Origin of the sequence: Paeniclostridium hominis (assembly GCF_014306135.1) — a bacterium.
Classification (GTDB): domain Bacteria; phylum Bacillota; class Clostridia; order Peptostreptococcales; family Peptostreptococcaceae; genus Paraclostridium; species Paraclostridium hominis.
The window spans coordinates 173895-196924 of record NZ_JACRWD010000002.1; the positions used below are offsets into that span (position 1 = coordinate 173895).

24 protein-coding genes are annotated in these 23030 nt (G+C 25.3%); all 24 read right to left on the minus strand.

Annotation, left to right across the window (positions count from 1 at the left end; all coding sequences use genetic code 11):
- The gene (locus H8891_RS08735; RefSeq protein WP_187006140.1) at nucleotides 1–1071 is read right to left on the minus strand and encodes an elongator complex protein 3; all 1071 of its coding nucleotides are present in this window, start codon (nucleotides 1069–1071) and stop codon (nucleotides 1–3) included.
- A gap of 1 nt (nucleotide 1072) precedes the next feature.
- The gene (gene rnc, locus H8891_RS08740; protein WP_147543263.1) at nucleotides 1073–1774 is read right to left on the minus strand and encodes a ribonuclease III; all 702 of its coding nucleotides are present in this window, start codon (nucleotides 1772–1774) and stop codon (nucleotides 1073–1075) included.
- Nucleotides 1775–1908: 134 nt separating this feature from the next.
- Complete coding sequence (locus H8891_RS08745) at nucleotides 1909–2325, minus strand: CD1247 N-terminal domain-containing protein (protein WP_187006141.1); 417 nt, start codon at nucleotides 2323–2325, stop codon at nucleotides 1909–1911.
- 92 nt (nucleotides 2326–2417) lie between these two features.
- The gene (efp, locus tag H8891_RS08750) at nucleotides 2418–2975 is read right to left on the minus strand and encodes an elongation factor P (protein WP_147543261.1); all 558 of its coding nucleotides are present in this window, start codon (nucleotides 2973–2975) and stop codon (nucleotides 2418–2420) included.
- A 27-nt stretch (nucleotides 2976–3002) separates the two neighbouring features.
- The gene (locus H8891_RS08755; protein WP_187006142.1) at nucleotides 3003–4070 is read right to left on the minus strand and encodes a M24 family metallopeptidase; all 1068 of its coding nucleotides are present in this window, start codon (nucleotides 4068–4070) and stop codon (nucleotides 3003–3005) included.
- Entirely contained in the window at nucleotides 4071–4511 is a 441-nt protein-coding gene (gene aroQ / locus H8891_RS08760) for a type II 3-dehydroquinate dehydratase (protein ID WP_330604963.1), read from the minus strand.
- 49 nt (nucleotides 4512–4560) lie between these two features.
- Nucleotides 4561–5067: a shikimate kinase gene (locus H8891_RS08765; RefSeq protein ID WP_187006143.1), complete on the minus strand. Its 507-nt coding sequence runs from the start codon at nucleotides 5065–5067 to the stop codon at nucleotides 4561–4563.
- On the minus strand, nucleotides 5064–5597 hold the full coding sequence (locus H8891_RS08770) for a hypothetical protein (protein ID WP_187006144.1): 534 nt from the start codon (nucleotides 5595–5597) through the stop codon (nucleotides 5064–5066). Before H8891_RS08770 ends, H8891_RS08765 begins: the two co-directional genes overlap by 4 nt.
- Complete coding sequence (locus H8891_RS08775; RefSeq protein ID WP_187006145.1) at nucleotides 5587–6009, minus strand: pilus assembly FimT family protein; 423 nt, start codon at nucleotides 6007–6009, stop codon at nucleotides 5587–5589. The genes H8891_RS08770 and H8891_RS08775 overlap by 11 nt, the downstream gene beginning before the upstream one ends.
- Nucleotides 6010–6029: 20 nt before the next feature.
- Entirely contained in the window at nucleotides 6030–6527 is a 498-nt protein-coding gene (locus tag H8891_RS08780) for a hypothetical protein (protein WP_187006146.1), read from the minus strand.
- The gene (locus tag H8891_RS08785; protein WP_187006147.1) at nucleotides 6524–6877 is read right to left on the minus strand and encodes a type II secretion system protein; all 354 of its coding nucleotides are present in this window, start codon (nucleotides 6875–6877) and stop codon (nucleotides 6524–6526) included. The genes H8891_RS08780 and H8891_RS08785 overlap by 4 nt, the downstream gene beginning before the upstream one ends.
- Nucleotide 6878: 1 nt before the next feature.
- Entirely contained in the window at nucleotides 6879–7727 is an 849-nt protein-coding gene (gene aroE, locus H8891_RS08790; protein WP_187006148.1) for a shikimate dehydrogenase, read from the minus strand.
- A gap of 158 nt (nucleotides 7728–7885) precedes the next feature.
- Complete coding sequence (locus H8891_RS08795; RefSeq protein ID WP_187006149.1) at nucleotides 7886–10159, minus strand: sensor histidine kinase; 2274 nt, start codon at nucleotides 10157–10159, stop codon at nucleotides 7886–7888.
- A 36-nt stretch (nucleotides 10160–10195) separates the two neighbouring features.
- Nucleotides 10196–12271, minus strand: coding sequence for an ATP-binding protein (locus tag H8891_RS08800; RefSeq protein WP_187006150.1), 2076 nt, complete (start codon nucleotides 12269–12271; stop codon nucleotides 10196–10198).
- 401 nt (nucleotides 12272–12672) lie between these two features.
- Nucleotides 12673–13323: an RNA polymerase sporulation sigma factor SigK gene (gene sigK / locus H8891_RS08805; RefSeq protein WP_147543251.1), complete on the minus strand. Its 651-nt coding sequence runs from the start codon at nucleotides 13321–13323 to the stop codon at nucleotides 12673–12675.
- A gap of 78 nt (nucleotides 13324–13401) precedes the next feature.
- The gene (locus H8891_RS08810) at nucleotides 13402–15093 is read right to left on the minus strand and encodes a peptidoglycan D,D-transpeptidase FtsI family protein (protein ID WP_187006151.1); all 1692 of its coding nucleotides are present in this window, start codon (nucleotides 15091–15093) and stop codon (nucleotides 13402–13404) included.
- A 58-nt stretch (nucleotides 15094–15151) separates the two neighbouring features.
- The gene (gene udk, locus H8891_RS08815; protein WP_147543249.1) at nucleotides 15152–15781 is read right to left on the minus strand and encodes a uridine kinase; all 630 of its coding nucleotides are present in this window, start codon (nucleotides 15779–15781) and stop codon (nucleotides 15152–15154) included.
- 58 nt (nucleotides 15782–15839) lie between these two features.
- The gene (locus H8891_RS08820) at nucleotides 15840–16775 is read right to left on the minus strand and encodes a peptidase U32 family protein (protein ID WP_187006152.1); all 936 of its coding nucleotides are present in this window, start codon (nucleotides 16773–16775) and stop codon (nucleotides 15840–15842) included.
- Nucleotides 16768–17436, minus strand: coding sequence for an O-methyltransferase (locus H8891_RS08825; RefSeq protein WP_187006153.1), 669 nt, complete (start codon nucleotides 17434–17436; stop codon nucleotides 16768–16770). Before H8891_RS08825 ends, H8891_RS08820 begins: the two co-directional genes overlap by 8 nt.
- A 103-nt stretch (nucleotides 17437–17539) precedes the next feature.
- Nucleotides 17540–18595, minus strand: coding sequence for an endolytic transglycosylase MltG (gene mltG / locus H8891_RS08830; RefSeq protein WP_187006154.1), 1056 nt, complete (start codon nucleotides 18593–18595; stop codon nucleotides 17540–17542).
- 137 nt (nucleotides 18596–18732) lie between these two features.
- The gene (locus tag H8891_RS08835) at nucleotides 18733–20058 is read right to left on the minus strand and encodes a pyrimidine-nucleoside phosphorylase (RefSeq protein ID WP_187006155.1); all 1326 of its coding nucleotides are present in this window, start codon (nucleotides 20056–20058) and stop codon (nucleotides 18733–18735) included.
- A 40-nt stretch (nucleotides 20059–20098) separates the two neighbouring features.
- On the minus strand, nucleotides 20099–20920 hold the full coding sequence (locus tag H8891_RS08840) for a purine-nucleoside phosphorylase (protein WP_187006156.1): 822 nt from the start codon (nucleotides 20918–20920) through the stop codon (nucleotides 20099–20101).
- Between the two features lie 21 nt (nucleotides 20921–20941).
- Entirely contained in the window at nucleotides 20942–22111 is a 1170-nt protein-coding gene (locus H8891_RS08845) for a phosphopentomutase (RefSeq protein WP_187006157.1), read from the minus strand.
- A gap of 21 nt (nucleotides 22112–22132) precedes the next feature.
- Nucleotides 22133–23014 carry a tyrosine-type recombinase/integrase gene (locus H8891_RS08850; protein ID WP_187006158.1) on the minus strand — a complete coding sequence of 294 codons (882 nt, stop codon included), beginning with the start codon at nucleotides 23012–23014 and terminating at the stop codon, nucleotides 22133–22135.
- Nucleotides 23015–23030 lie beyond the last annotated feature (16 nt).

Sequence of the window (23030 nt, forward strand, 5' to 3'; positions counted from 1 at the left end):
CTAAAGGTTATATATTTGTTTTAAAACATTATATATCTCATTAATATTAATCTCTATGAGTTTTTTATCATCTATAATAAAACCTAATTTGTCTATATCCAAATCATCTTCCTTAGTTTTCAATGAAATTCCATATTTTTCTTTTAATTCTTTAACATTAGATTTTTTATTTCCTAATATTCTAGATACATTTTTCTTATTAACTAACACGTTAATATTTTCTTTAACCTCATATTTATTTATTAAATATTCAATGTAATCTCCATACATTTTGCTTTCAACTAACTCTCTATACGCTGGATGATAAGGCCCAGCTAATACTTCTTTACCTATAGCTATATCTTCTGTAGCTTGTAATCCAACTCTTATGACATTTATATTATTTGTGTAAAATAGTACTAGTACTTTTTTGACAATTTCTATACTTTCGTCTAGCGTAAATGGTGTATATTTATTTTCAACTAATAATTTTTCAAGTCCTGTTTCTTTAACTACTAATGTAGGGTATACCCTTACACAATCTGGATTTAATTTTATAAATTCTTTAGCTGTATATATACATTTTTCTTCAGTATCAGATGGCAGTCCTATCATCATTTGAAGACCAAGCTTTATTCCGTATTTTTTTATAAGGTTAGCACTTTCAAATACATCTTTATCACTATGACCTCTTACACTATCAATTAAAACTCTATCATCTAATGACTGTACCCCAAGTTCTATTATACTAACTTTATATTCTTTTAACATAGTTAGTATTTCATCATTTATACAATCTGGTCTTGTAGACATTCTTATATCACTTACTATATTTTTATCTACATATTCTTTTGCTACAGAAAGTAAATTTCTTTGTATATCCATATCTATAGCTGTAAAACTACCTCCAAAAAATGCTATTTCAATACTTGCATCTTTATCTATAGTAGTTAAATATTCTTCAATTATTCTTCTAACATCATCACTAGTAATATCTGTACTTACTCCCGTTATCTTTTTTTGATTACAAAATATACAATCATGTGGACAACCTCTATGTGGAACAAATATAGGTATTATTCTTTTTTTCATATTACATCATCCTTCTTAATGCTTGTTTTGCAGCTGATTGTTCTGCTTCTTTTTTACTTTTTCCTTCTCCACGTCCTAATACTTCATCATTTAACTTAACTTGCATTACAAATCTTTTGTTATGATCTGGTCCAATTTCTTCTACTAAATTATAAGTTATGTTGCTATCTCCTTGACTTTGTACAACTTCTTGTAAATGAGTCTTATAGTCTCTGAAGATTCTTCCTTTTATAGAGTCTTGTATTATTTCTTTCATATGATCTAAAACAAATACTTTAGCTTCTTCTATTCCACCATCTAAGTATATAGCTGCTATAACAGCTTCAAAAGCATCTGCTAATATAGATGCACGTTCTCTTCCTCCTGTGGCTTCTTCTCCTCTACCTAAAAGAATATGTCTACCTAAGTTTATCTCCTTAGCTACATCACTTAAAGACTCTTCACAAACTATATTGGCTCTTAATTTTGTTAACTCCCCTTCTGGAAGTTTTGTCTCATTTTTAAACAAGTAATCACTTATTACTATTCCTAATACAGAATCACCTAAAAACTCTAATCTCTCATTAAACGAGTATGCTTTATTTTCATTAGAGTATGAACTATGTGTTAAAGCTTCTAATATATACTCTTTATTTTTGAATTTATATTTTATAATATCTTCAAAATTAGATATATTACTTAATATGCTTGATTTTATTTTCATTTAACTACCTCCAGCTTAAATCTCTCTAGACTATAGTGTACTATTTTTCTAAAATTATTGCAAAACATAAAATATAAAAGCCCATGAAACTTATTTGATTTCATAGGCTTTATAAATTATTACACTATAAAATTTTACTTTTCATCATAACAATCACAGTCAGAATCTAATTCATCAGCTGATAAAATTATTGATTGGCAATTAGGGCATACAATATCAACACCTTCATCATATAATAAATCTTCATCTATTTCTACAAAATCATTGCAACTTGGGCATTCCATTTCTATATAATTGAATTCATCATCGTCGTCATCGTCTTCAGCTTCTTCATATATGTCATCTTCTATATCTGCTAAGTCTTCATCTATAGATTCAACATACTCAATAAGTTCTATTTGTTCTTCTTCTAATTCTACTATAGCATCTGCGAAACTTTCTAAAACATCTACAATTTTATGTATTATTTTTCCTTCTTTTGTATCTTCGCTTATGTCTAGACCTTCAGCAAGACCTTTTAAGTATGCAACTTCTTCATATAAATATTTCATTGGTACCCCTCACTTTCATAATTTTGTTTATATAAATTTAAAAGCCCATATATCTATTATTAGATATATAAGCTTTTATATACATGTTATTATTAAACTCTTGATAAATATTCTCCAGTTCTTGTATCTATCTTTATTCTATCTCCTATATTTATGAATAAAGGTACTTGAACTACTGCACCAGTTTCAACTGTAGCTGATTTAGTAACGTTACTTGCAGTATCTCCTTTTATTCCTGGTTCTGTTTCAACTATTTCAAGTTCTGCAAAGTTTGGAGCTTCAACTTGGAATGGTTGTCCTTGGTAGAATCTTATTGTTGCAGTTTCATTTTCTTTTAAGAATTTGATTGCATCTTCAACCTTTTCATAATCTAGTGGTATTTGTTCAAATGTTTCGTTATCCATGAAGTAGTATAACTCTCCATCATTGTATAAATATTGCATTTGTCTAGTATCTATATGAGCTTTAGGAAACTTATCACTTGGGTTGAAAGCTTCTTCTCTTATAGCTCCTGTTTTTAAGTTTTTGTACTTAGTTCTAACAAATGCTGCACCTTTACCTGGCTTAACATGTTGGAAGTCAACTATTAAACATGGTTGTCCATCCTTCTCAAATGTTACACCTTTTCTAAAATCACCTGCTGTTACCATATTTGTCCCTCCATAATTTTACGATTTTTAAAATTCTAATTCTATTAATTCCTTTGGTGATGAATTGATTACTTCACATCCATCTTCTGTTATTATAAGTAAATCTTCAATTCTTACACCACCAAAATCTTCTATGTATATACCTGGCTCATCACTTATTACCATATTAGGCTTTAATATCTTTTCTCCTAATGTATTAACATTTGGAAGTTCATGTACATCAAGGCCTATTCCGTGTCCTAAGCCATGACCAAATTTATCACCATATCCTTTTTCAATTATATATTGTCTTGCGATATTGTCAAGTTCTATTCCACTCATATTAGCTTTAGCGTGTTCTATGACTTTAAGTTGTGCCTCTAATACTATATTGTATATTTCTTTTTGCTTATCACTTGCTTTTCCTACAACTATAGTTCTAGTCATATCTGAACAATATCCATTATATACACATCCAAAATCTATTGTAACAAAATCGCCTATTTCTATTACTTTGTCACTAGCAACTCCATGAGGCATAGATGATCTTTTCCCTGAAGCTACTATAAAATCAAATGATACTCCTGTAGCTCCTTGCTTTCTCATAAAGAATTCTAATTCTAAAGCTACTTCACTTTCCTTCATTCCTGGTTTTATGAAGTTTATTATATGCATAAATCCATTATCCGCAATTTTTGAAGCTTGTCTTATAATTTCTAATTCTTTTTCATCTTTAATAGCTCTTAGATTTAACATTAATCCATTTAATGGAACCATTTCTGTATCATATAAATTTTTATTATAGTTTGAATATGTAGCAAAACTCATCTTATCATCTTCAAACCCTAATCTTTTTATATTCATTTTCTTCAAGAAATTAGTTATAGGGTTTGTTCTAGATATTTCAACTATATCAAAATTATTAGTTTGATTTTTAGCTTGTTGTGTATATCTAAAATCTGTAAATAATATATTTTTTTCTTTAGTTATTATTATAGACCCAGCTGTACCTGTAAATCCAGATATATATCTTTTATTTTTAGAATCTTCAATTAAAACTGCGTCTAGGTTTAATCTCACCATTTCTTCTCTTAATTTTAAAACTCTTTTTTCCACTTACTCCACCTCATAATTAATTATTGAATTTATCCCTAAAATGTAACTATAAAATCCAAAACCTGAAATTTGACCTATACATGCACTTGCAGTAACACTTTTTGTCCTAAATTCTTCTCTATTATGAATATTAGAAATATGCACTTCTACAACCTTTGTACTTATAGATCTTATAGCATCTGCTATAGCATAGCTATAGTGAGTAAATGCTCCAGGATTTAAAACAATTCCGTCAAATTTACAATTAGCTTCATGTAATTTGTCTATTATAAAGCCTTCATGATTACTTTGAAAAAATTCAAATTCAATAGTATCTTTAAATGTTTTTCTTATACTACATTCTAAATCCTCTAGAGTATTTTTTCCATATACATTAGGTTCTCTTTTCCCTAACATATTTAGGTTTGGTCCATTTATTATTAATATCTTTATAACATTCACCTAACCTTTTTCATAAAACTTATTTACATTAATATAATAACATATTTTGTTAAATATAAACAAGTATATCACTTACCACTTGGTCTACATTTTTATTATTGACATTTACTCTTATATTGGCAGATTCTTTGTATTTATCATATCGTTTATTTAAAAGATTTTTTATAGATAATTTTAAATTATCATCTTCTTTTAATTTTGGTCTTTTCTCTATTTCATTTTTAACATTATTTTCTATTGTATCTTCATTAGCATCAAGCCATATAACATATGATTGTTTTTTTAAAATTTCTATATTAAATTCATTTTCTATTATTCCACCGCCTGTAGATATTACACTATTTTTTAGTGAACATAATTTTTTTAATAAACTTGATTCTTTCTCTCTAAAATATTTTTCTCCATTTTCATTAAAAATTTGATTAATTTTTTTATTTTCCATTTTCTCAATTTCTAAATCCATATCTATAAATTTCATATTCTTTTTATCTGCTATAATTTTTCCTATAGTAGTTTTTCCACTACCCATAAATCCAATTAAAATTACATTTTTCATATACTCTCTCCCATACTTATATACTTATTATACATTGTAAATTCAATAGTATTTAACTGTTTATTCTTTGATAATTCTAGTTTTATTCGTATTAATTCTCCATCTTTTTCTTTTGATATATACATATTATCTAGATAATCTCCAATTTCATATCCTGACGCAGAGTTTCGTCTTTTTATAAAAATTTTTTGTGTTTTTTTATTTAAAAACAATTCATCTAATCCCATACTAGATAATCTATCTATAGGTTTATATTTAATTGATATTACGTTTTTTAAATCAAAATTTTTTGATGTTAATATTTGATTATTTTGAGTTTTAACATTTACTACTTCTATACCTTCACTTAATTCTTTTTCTATATGTTTTTGTATTTCAATTCCTTGTTGTTGTATCTCTATACTACTATGAATTTTTTTATAAATTTTTAAACTTGAAAATAATAAGCCATATAGTCCAATTATTATAACTAGCGATATACATATAGATAGTGAAGCTTCTATAATTAGATATCCATTTTTAGTTTTCATACTTATCCTCTTTTAATAATACTCTTCCACTAAAAGGTACTATTGTTATTTCTATTTTTCTATTATTTGAATTAATAATTATAGTTTCTCCCTTTGAATTTAAAGTACCATCTGATTTGAATTTAATTATAGATGTTGGAGCCGATAAGGTTGAATCCTTTGGAAGGTTTACAGTTTTTATTATACTAGAATTGTTCTTTATTATATATCTTGGATTATCAAAAACCTTTATATTTTCTAAATATAAATTCATATTCCCATTTATATTCATACTTCTTACATATCTTATATCTGAAACAAGTTGCCTTGCAAAAGAATCTATTTGATATTTATCTGCTTTGTCTTTTGGAAAACTTATAGCTATAGCTATTAATACTATTCCTACCCCTATAACTAATTCTATTAAAGTCACATTCCTTCTCTTTTCATAAATTATATCTCCTTATAGTTGTATTTATATACCTTGTTCTTATTAATATCTTCTATATTCATACTTATTTTAAATGAACACCTCACACTTTTTTTAATTTCTTTATTACTTTTAGAACACGTTATATCTAATTTTATATAGTTATCTTCTGTGTAAATTTTATTATTAATTACATCTAAAATTATGTTTTCACAGTCTAAACTCTCTATAGATTTTATAAAATTTATTTTATTACTTCCTAAGAAATAATCCTTATATTTATCTTCAGGATATTCATCTTTTATAGCTATTTCTATAGCTTTATCAACTTCCTCTAAAATTTTACTGTGTGCTAAATTCAGTCCACCTTTTACTTCGTATTGCAAGTTTAATGATTCTTCATAAACACTTATTATATCATTATTTGAACGTATTATATCTAAGCAACTTAAACATAAAATGCTCAATATAGAAAAGCAAAAAAGTGTTGTAACCATTATAGATCCTAAATTTTTTCTCAACTTTTCACCACATAACTATTTAATTTTACTTCTTTATCTTTATGCCTTACAGCAATATCAACTTTATAACAATTATAATATTTATCACTTTTTTCTATTTTATAATCTATTTCATAATCTTTTATCATTTTCTTTCTATGTTCTTCTTCTACATCTGTATTATCTATAGAATATTCTATATCACACATCTCATTTTTTGCTATATTTAGCATCTCAGTACTTTTGTAAGACCTATTTATACAAAAAATGCTAGTTGATAAAACAGATACAACTAGCGATGATATTAATCCTATTAAGCTTAAAGATATAACATTTTCTAAAATAAGAAACCCATTTCGTTTAATTTTCAATTTAAATACCTTTCAATTTATATTTTAAATTTTTTGTTTCATCAGCCTTTATGTTAGTCCATATATAAAACCCATGTATAGCCTGATTTATAAGCATGTCTATTCCATATACAACATCAAATTTATTTTTCTTACCCCAAGCTATAAATTTAGTTTCATGAGGATTATAAACTATGTCACATAAAAGAATTTTTTTATCTATAACTAAATTTTCATCTATAGGACAATTATCTTTATCTTTATCCATTCCAATAGGCGTCGTGTTTATAATTATATCTATGTCCTCTAAATCACTTTTCATTATAGGTTTTGATGAGCATTTGCTTTTAGTTTTAAAATGCTTGTTTATTACATTACATATAACTTCTGCATTTTCTATACTTCTATTTCTTATTTCTATTTCTTTAACACCATTAGATGCCAATTCTATAGCAATACTTCTACAAGCACCACCTGCTCCTATAATTAAAATTTTTTTATTTTTCAGCTTATATCCTTTATCTATTATTGATTTAACAAATCCTACTCCATCTGTATTATATCCTATAAGTTTCCCATTTTCATTTTTTATTGTGTTTACAGCTCCTATTAATTTAGCATTATTATCTACTTCGTCTAAAAATTTAATAATATCTACTTTATGAGGAATTGTAACATTACACCCTTTTATTCCTAGTGCTTTTAACCCTTTTACAGCTTCTTTTAAATTTTCTTTTTCTACATCAAAACATACATAATTCATATTTAAATTGTATTTATTTAAAAGATAATTGTGTATATCCGGTGATAAGCTATGTTCAATTGGATGCCCTATTAAACATATTAATTTAGTTTTTGCATTTATATCCATATTTTCCTCCTAATAAGTTTTATTTCCATTTACCTTATTTATTATACAATTTTACAATTTAATTTTCATTACATACAAAATAAGCTATATTAAAACATAAGCCAGTATAATAGTATTTTTTAATTACCATTATATTATGTTTTAATATAGCTTGTATTTTATAATGCATTCATCATAGAGTATTCAGCATAAATAGCTTCCTTATTTAAGATTGATTCCTTCTTATTTTCATAATTTATTTTATTTCCTGAACTTAGATTTATAGCTATTTCTATGTCTTTTTCATATTCAAAAATATCTATGTTGCCATCATAAATTTTCATTATAGATTTAGCAACTTCAATATTCATATTTATATTTTCTTTAGATTGATTATTTAAATATGAATATTTATCATAATCACCTTTATTTTTTATAGATATATTTATATTATCATTTTTATGTGAAAACTCTACATATATAACGCTCTTAGATTTAGATTGTTTTACTATTTTACTAAACAGTAATAATATTACTCTTTCTATATCATAAGGATCTATTTTTATTACTTTTTCTTCTATATCTGTATCAAATATAAACTCTATACCATCATTTTTAGAATATTTATTAACTTCAATTATTATATCTTCAACTATACTTACAATATCATAATAATCTAATTTTGGTTTATAAAAATCTGATTCTAACTTAGCTAAAGTTATTATATTTTCAATAAGCCTTAACGATATATAACCTTGCTTCTTAACTATTTTAGTAGCCTTGGCTATTTCTCCTTTAGGATTTTTAAATATTTCATCTTTAAATATAGATTCCATCAATTGATTAGATGACATTATTAAATTAAGTGGTGTTTTCAATTCATGAGACATATTTATAAAAAAATGATTTTTCTGTTTATATTCTAATCTTTTCTTAGTAATCTCTCTTTCTATATTTTCTGCCTTAACTTTTTCAGTTATATCATTCATAATTCCAATACATTTCATTTTATTATTTATTTCCAGGGTAATTCCCCCTAATTCTACATCTATACTTTCTCCATTTCTATTTTGTATTTTGTGTCTTATAAATTTGACATCTTGTCCAAACTTATTTAGGATCCAAGATATATCTTTTATTATATTGCTTTTGTTGAATTCTTCTACATTTTCAAATCCAGACATATTAAGAAGTACATTATTTGCATAAATAGTCTTTTTAGATTCAAAATCATATATATATATTCCTTGTGGTATAGAATCTACTAAAGATATATATTTTTTCGAACTATTTTCTATATTATCTAATAATGTTTTATATTCTGTTACATCTCTTAATATGGCTATTTGCTTAGTTATATTATTTTCTTTAAAACTGGTCTTACTTATATTTAAATATTTTTTTCCTATATTATTTTCATTCCCTTTAAAACTACCTTTCACTTTTGTGTCTATTATAAATTTTTTTAAATCTTTGTCATATACATCTATATCTAAATTTTTATTATTATTATAAATAATCTCTTCCCCTTTTGTTACAACAATAGTATGAGGAATATTTTCTATAGTTTTTTTATATTTAATCTTGTTAAAATCTAACATCTTTTGAGAGTATTTTTTATAAGTTATATCTGTCATTATACATACTACACCCATAGTTTCATTATTAACTTTTAAAGGTGTGTACTTACAATCAAAATATCTATTATCCTTACTAATTACTTCTCTATTCATCTCTATACCTATATCGTATACTTTTTGGACATCCAATAAAACTTCAGTGCTATTTTCTATACTTTTGCTTAAAAAATATGAAAATTTAATTTTATAATTACAGAATTCATATTCTTTCCATGTATTTGAAAAGCTATTATCTTCATTGGATATATACCCATGCTTATCTATAACTATTACACATTTGTTGTTCTGCTCTAATATAATATTTAGCATTTCTTTTTTATTATTTAATGTATTGTATATTTCTTTAGTTACATCTTCATTATCTTTTAAAACCTTAATATCACTACTGGCTTTATCTTTTAAAATTTGTAAATCCTTATATACATGTTTATCTTTTACAGTAGTTTCATATATTCTTTTATAAAATATTTTTAATAAGATATATGCATTTAATAATATATTAATCAAGCTTAAATACTTTAATTTATCTTTTAATATAATGGTACTTAAAACAATTAATATTAAAGTAATTAATTTAGTATTTTTGTCTTTTCTTAAATCATAATCATTTATAATCAAAATACAATTCAAACTAATAAATGCAGATATTATATATATATAACTTAACATTTTAAAGTTAAAAAAGTTTAGAAAAAATATTAAAACTATAATTAAATTAATACTTATATTTTTTTTGTTTTTATGAGAAGTTAGACAAAATATACTAGCTATTAAAAGTGACAAATTCATTATATATATTAATTTATCAACCATAACTTATTCCCCCTATACATTTATGGTTATACTTTTTTAAAAGTATATATCAGCAAACTCTATATGCATTTTTTCCCACATAGGTAAATTGTAGTTATTTACTTCTATTAAATTTTCATCACTTATATTTAAGACTTCTTTTAAAGATATCGTGAACTTACTTCCTTTTCCTTCTTCACTTTCCACATTAATATTACCTCCATGTAGATTTACAAAAGCCTTAACTAAGGACAATCCAACCCCACTTCCTTCAGTATTTCTAGATAAAGTTTTATCTACTTGTCCAAACTTTGTAAATATAAAACTCAATCGATCTTTCGGTATTCCTACTCCATAATCTTTGATACTTATATTTGTATATTCTTTATCCTTTGTTATCTCTATATCTATCGAATTTTTAATATCACTAAATTTTATAGCATTAGATATTAAATTTAATATTATACGCTCCATCTTGTCTATATCAACTTTTAAAACACTTGAATCTATATCTGTTTTGAAATTTATGCTAACACCTTTATCAAATAAATAATCATTTGCATATCTAATTATATTTTTTGTAAATTTAATTATGTCGCAATATACAAAATTAGTTAAACATGAACCATTTTCGACTTCTACGACTTCATTCATATTATTTATCAACCTTTTTAATCTGTAACAATTTCGTTTAACAAGATTATTATAATTATCTATATGATTAGATTTATATTTATTAGCTTCTAATATTTTATTTATAATTATAATATTTTCTATAGGATCTTTTAGACATTTAGATGTATTGATTAAAAATTCATTTTTCACGTGATGTTGAACATTTACCAAATCTAGTTCTTTAATAGCTTCTAAAATTCTATCTTCATACTCTAAAGGTCTTATTATGACCATTAATTGATTTTCTTCTTTAATATCTTTTATAGTTATTCCTATTGGGTAGCTATAATTTTTATTAACCTCATATCTTTTAGTCTGTCCATAATATTCATTAGAGATATAATCATTTATAAATTTATTTATAGAATCCACCTTAACTTTTTTTAGAATTTTTATCATAGATCTATTTTGGTATACGTATTCTTTACTTTCCTTGTCTATAACAATTATTCCGTCTGGTAAATTTTGAGCCAATGCTTGATATGTTTTTTTACTTCCTTCTAATTGCTTTAATGCAGCTTCCATATCAGTTATATCTACAACTATACTTAATAATGCATCAGAATCTTTGACTTCAATTTTTGTAGTTATAAATTCGATGTACATTCCATCTATAGTTTTAAATTTATTAACTGATTTTTTAACTTTACCTTTATTTACAATATTTAAACTTTCATTTAATTTCCTAATACTAGATTTATCTATCTTGTTTTTTATATCCTGAAAACTTATATTCTCATTATTTTTATCAATATTAAATATATTCATTGCAGAATCATTAATATAACTTATACCATCAATGTCATGGATTATGACACCATCTATTAATAAATCCATAAGCTTTCTATATTTTTCTTCACTTTCTTTTATTTGCTTTTGGATTAAGGTGCTTTGAGTTATATCATTAAAGATGCATATTTTTAATTCTTTATCTTCTCTTTTTTCCTTAGTGCATATAAACCTATATACTTTATCTTCATAGCTATATAAATTGATAGAATCATATTTATTTGATTGTAAATTATTTATCATATTTAAACACTCTTGTCCATTTTTAAAACTTTCACTTAAATAGTTTAAAATATTTACTTTATTTAAATTTATACTTTTTGTATTCCAAGAATGTTTATTACAATAAATTATATTGTTTTTTTCATTTAATATAACTATAGGCATATCAGATTCTTCTATAGCTTTATTTATGTCTTCTTCTATGTTTAATATTTCTTCCTTATATTCACTTTGAATTATTTTTTCTTTTTCAATTTTATTATTTATAACATTTATATTTTCATTAACTTTAGTAATTTTATTTTTCTTATATTCTAATCTATTATGACTAGCTTTTATTTTATTTAATATAAGAAATTTACATACAAATAAATTAATAATTATATTGATTAAAAGATATATAATTATATTTAAGTTTATATAAATTAAACTTAATATATCTAACATACATATTAAAATAAATGGCAGATTTTTTAATTTTAATTTGCTTTTAAATAAATATATAAATATAATTTTGCCCAAAGTGTATAAAATCAATATAGGTTTATATGAATATATATATTTATTATTATAAATTAATACTACATATATTAAAGTTTCTACAAAATACATAAGATTTAAGTATTTGATATTCTTAAATTTTTCAATAAACCCTATATATATACCGTTTATGAGTAAAGCTACTATAATGATTAAATTTATGTCCAAGATTTTTTCTAAATTACTTGTATAATTAATCATATATTCCCACCTTTTATCTACTTATTTATTATTTACAATAATATTAGCACATGCTTTTCAAATATTTTGTCATTTCTTGATTCAATAAAAAAAAAATAAAAAAAGCCTTAGTTAAGGCTTTTTTCTGATTTTAATTCTTTTCTTAATTTTTTTAATGCTCTTTTTTCTATCCTAGATACATATGATCTAGATATGTCTAATTTTTGCGCTATTTCTCTTTGAGTTTTATACCCAAGAGGCGTTAATCCATATCTTAACTGAACTATTTCGCGTTCTCTAGGAGTTAATATATTCTCTAATTTTTCATATAGTTTACTTATTTGTACTTTAAGCTCCACCTGATCTAGAATATGGTCTATATCAGTACCTAATATATCAATTAGACTTATCTCATTCCCTTCCTTATCAGTTCCAATTGGATCTTGTAAGGAAACTTGAACTTTGTTCTTTTTATTAGTTCTTATATTCATTAGTATCTCATTTTCTATACATTTAGATGCATAAGTTGCTAATCTTGTACCTTTTTCTACATTGTAAGTCTCTATAGCTTTTATAAGACCTATAGTTCCTATAGATATAAGATCATCTTGATCTTCATTTGAATTATTATACTTTTTAGCTATATGTGCCACTAATCTCATGTTTCTTTCAATTAAAACTTCCTTAGCTGATTCATCTTTTTCAAATTTAAATTTAGTTAGATAATTATACTCTTCTTCAGGAGTTAAGGGTTTTTCAAAAGATTTTAATATAGTCAATCAGGCCACCCCTTTCTTCCTTCCATGTCATTTTAAATTATATGAAAGTGGCCTGATAAAATTGCTTGTATAAAAAAATTATTTTAATATGTTCTCACATATGTCTTTAAATAAAGGTATTGCTGATTTACTTGAATCTTTAGTTCCTTCAATTATAACTGTTATTGCATACTTAGCACTTTCTTGGGGGTAAAATCCTGTTATCCATCCATGAGAAATATTTTGTTTTTTAATTGTCTTATCTGCATTCTCTACATTAATTTTAGCTTGAGTTGTTCCCGTTTTAACCCCACTTCTTTTTTCTAAAGCAGATAATTCTTTAGCCGTTCCTTCTTGAGAAACTGAATTCATCATGTCTTTTATCTTAGTCATAATATATGGGGATATCACTTCTTCTTCCTTTATAGTTTTAAAAGTTTTTAATATATTTTTATTATTATCAATAATGCTATCATAAATATGTAATTGCTTATATAGTCCACCATTAGCAATAACTTGAGTCATTTGATTAACTTGAAGAGGTGTAAACATCATTTTGCCTTGTCCTATAGATAAATTCACTATATCTATATCATCTTGTATACTTCCACTTTTCTCTCCATATATATCAATTCCTACTTCTTGATCCAAATGTAACTTCTTTGCTGCTTTTAATATATTTTCTTTGCCTACTTTTAGAGCTATATCTAAAAAAGCAGGGTTGCAAGAATTAGCAAAAGCTTGTTTAAGTGTTAAGTGACCATGTCCATTTAAATTATTACAATTTAATTTCCTACCATTTACTTCTTTTGATCCTGTACATGTATAAGTATAGTTTTCATCAATTATATTATTTTCTAACGCTGCATATAAAACTACAATCTTAAATACAGATCCTGGAGCATACATATATCTAATAGCTCTATTTTGTAATTCTCCATTGGACGCATTTAAAGAATCTTCAATTGAATTCTGATTATAATTAGGTCTTGATGAAATAGCTAAAATTTCTCCAGTTTTTATATCTGATATAACTACTGCACTTGGATTTTCTTCTTTATCAACTAAAGTCTCTAATTTTTTTTGTATATTATAATCAACCGTAAGCTTTAAATGTCTATCATCTTTATTTTTATTGGTTTTGACACTTCCATTTAAAACACCAATTTTTTTAGATTTACCAGAATTTCCAGAACTCCCAGCTTTAAACACTTCTATATATTCTAAGTTTTTATCTTTTAAAATATTGTCCTGGCTTTTTTCTATTCCACTTATAGCTTGGTTATCACTATCTATATACCCTATAGTATGAGCTAAGATATTTTCATCTGAATATCGATAAGTTTTTTTATCTACTAATATGTTTTCTTCTTCTAACTTAGATTTTAAATTTTCATCTATATTTTTTATCTTTAGTTCAACAATAGGAGATAGTGGATTTTCTTGAATTTTTTCATATATCTCCATGCTACTTAAACCCGTAACCATTTGTATAAGTTCCATGTATCTATCATTTATACTAATTTGATCTTTTTGAATTATTATTATATTTTCTGATTTTATATCAGTTAGCTTTTTATTATTTCTATCGTATATAATTCCTCTTCCAGAACTTAAATTTAAAGTTGAATTACTTTGCTTTTTTGCACATTGTTCATAATAATTAGCTTTTATTATTTGTATATCTACTAATCTATATATTAAAAAAACATAAATCAATATACATATTATAAATACAAAATATAGCCTATTTTTACTAGTATACTTTATCACACTTTTTTTTCTAGACATAAAATCACCCCTTAGTAATTGTAATTCTTGACAATTTCTAAGGGGTTAATACTATTTATTAATGTAATTGTGTTTTTATTCTTGCTATTACCATATCTATAGCAACTTCATTTTGTCCACCTTCTGGTATAATTATATCTGCATACTTTTTATATGGCTCTATAAATTGATCATGTGCAGGCTTTACAGTTGTTAAGTATTGCTCTATAACAGAATCAACTGTTCTTCCTCTTTCTTTTATATCTCTTTGTATTCTTCTTAATATTCTTAAATCGTCTTCTGTATCTACATATATCTTTATATCTAATTTATTTCTTAATTCCTCATCTTCTAATATCATTATACCTTCTACAATAACTATATCTTTTGCTTCTGTAGTTATAGTCTCTTCTAAATTTCTAGTATGAAGTTCATAATCATATATTGGTTTTTCTATAGTTTCTCCATTACATAACATATCTAAGTGCTTTATTAATAATTTATTGTCAAAAGCTAGAGGATGATCATAATTTGTTTTTAATCTTTCTTCAAATGATAAATGAGATTGATCTTTATAATATGCATCTTGCTCTATTATGGCTATATTTTCTTCTGGTATACTCTCTTTTATAGATTTACATACTGTACTTTTTCCTGATCCTGTTCCACCTGTAATACCTATTATAAGTGTCTTTTTATCTTTTTTCATATGTCTCTCTCCTTAAAAGTTTTTATTTATATGATTTATTTTGATAATTATTTATAGATTATTCATAATCATCTGGCATAGACTCGCCTGTATAAAACCCATTTGTTAATGGTCTATGACTTTTTGATTGTATTTTTTCTAACCATTTAGAGTCAAATTCATATTCATTTGGATTTTTATAGAACTTATCTAAAGCTTCTCTATAAACTTTTATAACTGTTTCTAAATATTCATCACTTTGTAATCTTCCATCAATTTTTAAGCTAGTTACACCTGATTTTATGAATTCTGGTATAAATTTTAGCATACATAAATCTTTTGAGTTAAAGAAAAATGTTCCTTTTTCATCTTCATATACTGGGTAATATTCACCTTGTCTTTTTTCTTCCAATAAATTATATCTTTTTTTATCCTTTTCATACTCGACATTATCTTTTCCATTTAAATAACTACTTATAAGACGTCTTCCTGAATAAGATATACATATAGGACCATGTACAAAGGCTTCTATTTCTAAATCTAGCGGAGTCTTAGCTCTAATTGTGTTTATCTCATCAAAAGATAATTCACTAGTTACGATTATTCTTTTTATCCCTTGATTGTACCAAAAGTTTGCACTATTGTAATTAGTGACATTAGCTTGCTGCCCCATATGAACTCTAACTTTAGGTATAGTTTCCTTTACTATAGCAAGTACTCCTGGATCTGAAACTATGATGGCATCTACTTTTAATTTTTCAAGATTTAATAAGTATTCTTGTAATTTATCAAAATCTTCATTATGCGGCATAACATTTACAGCTATATAAACTTTTTTTCCTTTTTCATGTGCAAAATTTATTCCATTTTCTAAATCTTCTTTTGAAAAGTTTTTAGCAATTGCATCGATTCCAAAAGAATCTCCACCTATATACACAGCATCTGCTCCACTTTCTAATGCTATTTTTAAATTATTTAAATCTTTAGCAGATGATAAAAGCTCGATTTTATGCATCTAAATCACCTCTTACTTTCTTTTTATAACTAAGTGTAACTCCATCTCCTATAGGAATTATTGATGTATCTAAATAATCACAATTACATATATAATCTAAGTAACTTCTCATTCTCTTTACTATAGTTTTTTTTCTTCTTATAACGTAACTATCATGAGCTACCATACCTTTATAAAGAATATTATCTGATATAAGTAAACCATCTACTTTTAACTTGTCTATTACCATATCATAAAATAATTTATACTGACCTTTAGCTGCATCTAGGAAAATCATATCAAATTCTCCTTCAACTTCTTTTAAAAGTTCTTCAGCATCACCTTCTAATATAGTTATATTATCTTCCATCCCTGCTCTTTTTATATTTTCCTTAGCTTTTTCTATCATCTTTTCATTTCTTTCAACAGTTATTATTTCAACATTTTTATTTAATACTGTTGCAAAGAAAATAGATGAATATCCTATTGCACATCCAACTTCTAATATTCTCTTTGGCTTTTGCATTTTTAATAAAACTTTTAAAAAATCTGACACTTCCTTATGTATTATTGGTACATTGTGCTCACTTGCATACTCTTCTAATTCTTTTAATAATCCTTCTTTATCTTTTAATGTATTTCTTATATAATCTTCTACTAAATCATCAACTATATTACTCATATTTTCAGCTCCTTGATTGCCCTAAAAAAGGCAAAAGTTTCGCTTTAAATACTATTTAAAATTTTTAGCGATAATCCTTTGCCTTTGTGGACAAATATTTTATTTACTTTTCTGATTTTTCTTGATTTAATTTATCTCTATCTTTTTTATAATTTTCAACATGTTTTAAATGTTCTTCATATGTTTTACTGTAATTATTTTTACCATCTATAGTTGCTACAAAATATAAATAATCACTATTTGCTGGATTTAATACAGCTTCTATAGATTTAACACCTGGATTAGATATAGGTGTAGGTGGCAATCCTTTATTAATGTAGGAGTTATATGGAGATTTTATTTTTAAATCTTTATACATAACCCTATCTTTTCTTTCATCAAATATATATTGTATAGTAGCATCCGATTGTAGAGGCATGTCTACATTCAATCTATTGTAAAATACACTCGCAATCATAGGTCTATCCTCATCTAAAACAGCTTCTTTTTCAATTATAGATGCCAAATTAACTACCTGTTGAAGAGTTAAACCTCTTTCTTTTTGCTCTTTTTTAAACTTATCTGTATACATTTTTTCAAATCTTTTTAACATAGCAGATAAGACTTCTTCTTCAGTAACTTTTTTATCAAAGTAATAAGTATCAGGATATAAAAAACCTTCTAGACTTAGAATATCTTTTTCATCTAAATATTTAAATTTACTATAAAATTCTTTAGGATTATTTATTAATTTTTCATAATTTTCCTTTTTACCGATTCCTTTAGATGTTAAGTATTTTATTACTTCTTTATAAGTTGAACCCTCTGGTATAGTTACCTTTATACCATCATTATAAGTTTTACCACTAAAAAGTATATCTAGTATCTTAGAATTTGAATAGCTTTGACGTAATAAATATTTACCAGCTTTAACACCGTGTTCATTTGGCTTAAATTTGCTAACTACTTTAAATAAAACTTTATTTTTTATAATTTTATTTTCTTTTAAAATATTTGATACATCTGTTAAAGTTGATCCATTAGGTATTTCTACTATCATGTCCTTTTTACTATTTTTATCATATGGACCTACTTGAATATATATATATCCAGCTATTAAACCTAGTATAATTATCGTTATAATACTTATAACTTTTAAGTTTACCTTCCTAAAATTCATAGGGTTATCTACTCCTTATGCATATTTATATCCTTTATATTATAAATCTTAGTATAAAAATTTTCAATAAGATTGTCGAAACAAAATAAAAAGCCTAACGTTATTTTTTACACGTTAGGCTTTTTTTAATCATCTCTTTAGAATTTTACAATTTTATCTTTAGTTACAACTCCGTAAACTAATTTACCTTCATCTACTTTTTCATCAGATATTGTATATGCATTTAAAAATCTTTCTTTAGCTACTTCTATTTTATCTAATTTATTGTAGTGCATATAAGCTATAGTTTCTCCTTCTTCAACAAAGTCTGAAACTTTTTTAGTTAAAACTATACCAGCAGATAAATCTAGTTCATCTTCTTTAGTTTCTCTACCTGCTCCTAAAATCATAGCTGAAACTCCTACTTCTTCAGCTTCTATTTTCTTTATATATCCTTTTTTAGGTGATTTTATTTCCATTATCTCTTTTGCTTGAGGAAGTAGTGAATAATCATCTACTACTTTGCTATTTCCACCTTGATTATCTATAAATTCTCTTAATTTATCAAGTGCTTTTCCACTAGATATAGCTTCTTGTATTTTAACTTTACCTTCCTCAAAACTTTCAACCACTTTAGCTAATAATAACATATATGCTCCTAAAGTTTCACATAGCATTACAAAATCTTTAGGTCCTCTTCCTTTTAAAGTCTCTATTGCTTCTATAACTTCTAAAGAATTACCTACTGCAAATCCTAAAGGCTCATCCATATCAGTTATAAGAGCTATAGTTTCTCTATTCATATTGTCTCCAATGTCAACCATTTCTTTTGCAAGTGCAAATGAGTCATCTATAGTTTTCATAAATGCTCCATCTCCAGTTTTAACATCTAAAACTATAGCATCTGCACCTGAAGCAAGTTTTTTGCACATTATACTACTTGCAATTAATGATATATTATCAACTGTAGCTGTAACATCTCTTAATGCATACATTTTTTTATCTGCAACTGCTATTGATGCTGTTTGTCCACATACTGCTATTTTATGTTTATTTACTGAATCTATAAATTTGCTTGGTTCCATTTCAATTGAAAAACCAGGTATAGACTCTAACTTATCTAATGTTCCTCCTGTATGACCAAGTCCTCTTCCTGACATTTTAGCTACTGGAGCATTACAAGCAGCTACTAAAGGTGCCAATGCTATAGTTGTTTTATCTCCTACTCCACCTGTACTATGCTTGTCCACTTTTATTCCATTTATAGCAGATAAATCTATAACTTCTCCAGAATTCATCATGGCTTCTGTTAAATAAGCAGTTTCTTCTTTGTTCATTTTATTTAAATATATAGCCATTAAAAGAGCTGATGCTTGATAATCAGGAATTTCTCCTTTAGAATATTTCTCTACAAAAAAATTAATTTCTTCTTTGCTTAAAACTTCATTATCTCTTTTTTTCTTTATAATGTCATAAATTCTCATAGCTAATCTCCTTATTATTAGTTATATACTTTAACAATATTTATAATTTATTTATTATTGATTTTACTAAACTTAAAAATTCTGATTTTACTTTTTGTGTTGTTTCTATAACTTCTTCATGATTTAAAGGCTGATTTAATATTCCTGCTGCCATATTTGTTATACAAGATATGCCTATAACATCTAAGTTTGAATGTCTAGCAACTATAACCTCTGGCACAGTTGACATACCTACTGCATCTGACCCTAAAATTCGAGCTAACTTTACTTCTGCTGGTGTTTCATATGTTGGTCCACTAAAGAAAGTATATACCCCTTCTTTTACATCTATTCCTAAATCTTTAGCACATTCTTTAGCCAATTTTATATACTTTGGAGTATATGCTGTTGACATATCAGGAAATCTTACGCCTAATCTACTATCATTAGGTCCTATTAATGGATGATGTCCACTAAAGTTTATATGATCTTTTATTATCATTAAATCTCCTGGATTGAAATCTTTGTTAGCTCCTCCAGCTGCATTAGTAACTATAACTGTTTTTACACCTAATTCTTTCATAACTCTAACTGGAAATGTTACTGATTCCATTGAGTATCCTTCATAAAAATGAAAACGCCCTTGCATAGCAATTACACTCTTTCCTTGTAATTGACCTATAACTAATTGACCATTATGTCCTTCTACTGTTGAAACTGGAAAATTAGGTATCTCATCATATTTTATTTTTACTGGATTTTCAATTTCATCACCTAAAACTCCTAAACCTGAACCTAATATAAGTCCTATTTCTGGAGATTTGTTTATCTTAGATTGTATATAGTTTTTACTCTCTTGTATTTTATTATATAAACTGTTCATGCTAATCCCCTTTATACTAATTTATTTAATAATTTCATTTTTAAAACTCTTACCATTTTTAGGACTATCCACATTTAATATATCTGCTACAGTTGCACCTATATCTGCAAAACTATTTCTAGTTCCTAAGTTGTATCCGTTAACTACATTTTTACCATAAATTAGTATAGGTATATATTCTCTTGTATGGTCTGTACCTTTGTATGTTGGGTCATTACCATGGTCTGAGTTTATAATTAATATATCATCATCTTTCATATTTTCTAAAATCTCAGGTATTCTAGCATCAAATTCTTCTAATGCATTTTTATAACCCTCTACATCTCTTCTGTGTCCATATTTAGAATCAAAGTCTACTAAGTTAGTAAATATTAATCCTTTATTATCTTTTTTCATATAATTTATAGTTTGGTCTACTCCATCCATGTTATCCTTGGTATGTATAGCCTCAGTGATTCCTTGTTTATTGAATATATCTTCTATTTTTCCAACTCCTATAACATCTAAGTTGGCATTTTTTATATTATCTAATACAGTATCTTCAAATGGACTTAAAGAATAATCTCTTCTATTTGCAGTTCTTTCAAATGATCCTGGAGTTCCTATAAATGGTCTAGCTATTATTCTAGCCACTGCATTTTCGCCCATCATTATTTCTCTAGCAATTTCACACATTCTATATAATTCATCTAAAGGTATTATATCTTCATGTGCTGCGATTTGGAATACACTATCTGCAGAAGTATAAACTATAACTTCTCCAGTTTTCATTTGTTGTTCACCTAACTCATCTAATATAGCTGTTCCAGATGCAGGTTTATTACCTATTACTTTTCTATTTGTTTTTCTTTCAAATTCTTCTATGATTTCTTTTGGGAATCCATTTTCATAAGTTTTAAAAGGTGTTTCTACTAAAACTCCAGTCATTTCCCAATGTCCTGTTGTTGTATCTTTACCTTTAGACACTTCTTTAGCTCGTCCAAATGAACCTTTAGGGTTATTTATACTTTCTAGACTTTCAACACCTTCTATATTGCTTAATCCTAAGTTTATCATATTAGGTATTTTTATATCCTTATATGTTTTAACTATATTTCCTAAAGTATTTACATTTACATCTCCAAATTTTTCAGAATCAGGAAGAGCTCCTATTCCAACACTATCAATTACCATCCATATAACTCTGCTCATAAAATTGCCTCCTATAATGTATTATTTTCTAGGATGTTTTTCTTTTAATTCCTGTCTTACATTTTTATCTATACAATTTAAATAATATTGCAAACTAGACAAATTAGAATTACCTAATATTTTACTAACTACAGCTATATTTGCACCTTCATTAATCAAATGTATAGCAAATGAATTTCTTAATATAGTTGGATTTATGCTTTTATTTATATTAGCTCTTTTTGCATGTTTTTTTATAAGTTTCCAAAGACCTTGTCTTGTAAATCTTGTTCCATTAGAGCTTATGAATAAAGCCTTTTCCTCATAGTTAAATTTTAAAATTTCATTTCTTGATTTATTTAAATATTTATTAAGATATTTGCTTGTAATTTGTGATAAAGGTATCACCCTTGGGTTTTTGCCTGATTTACAGCAAATATAGTCAAATTCTATATTTACATCATCTAAGTCTAATTCTATTAGCTCAGTTACCTTCATACCTGTTCCATATAATACTTCAAATATAGCTTTATCTCTTATATCTTTTATATTATCTAAATTTTGAAAATTAAGTAATGCTTCAATTTCATCTTTTGTTAAAATATTTATTTCCTTTTTTTCTATTTTTGGTTTTTTTATGTTTTTAGATACATTGATTTTAATATACCTATTTAAAAATAAATATTCATAAAATGATTTTATAGATGATATACTTCTAGATACAGTAGATGTAGATAAATCTAATTTTTCTAATTCTATTATATAGCTTATTATATCATTTTCTGTCGAATCAAATAAGTCAATATTTTTATTTTTTATATATGTTAAGTACTTTTTTATATCTATAAAATAAGAGTTAATAGTATTATCACTCAAATTTCTTATAGATTTTATATATTCTATATATTCGTTTAATAGTTGCATTTTTTAATCCTTTACT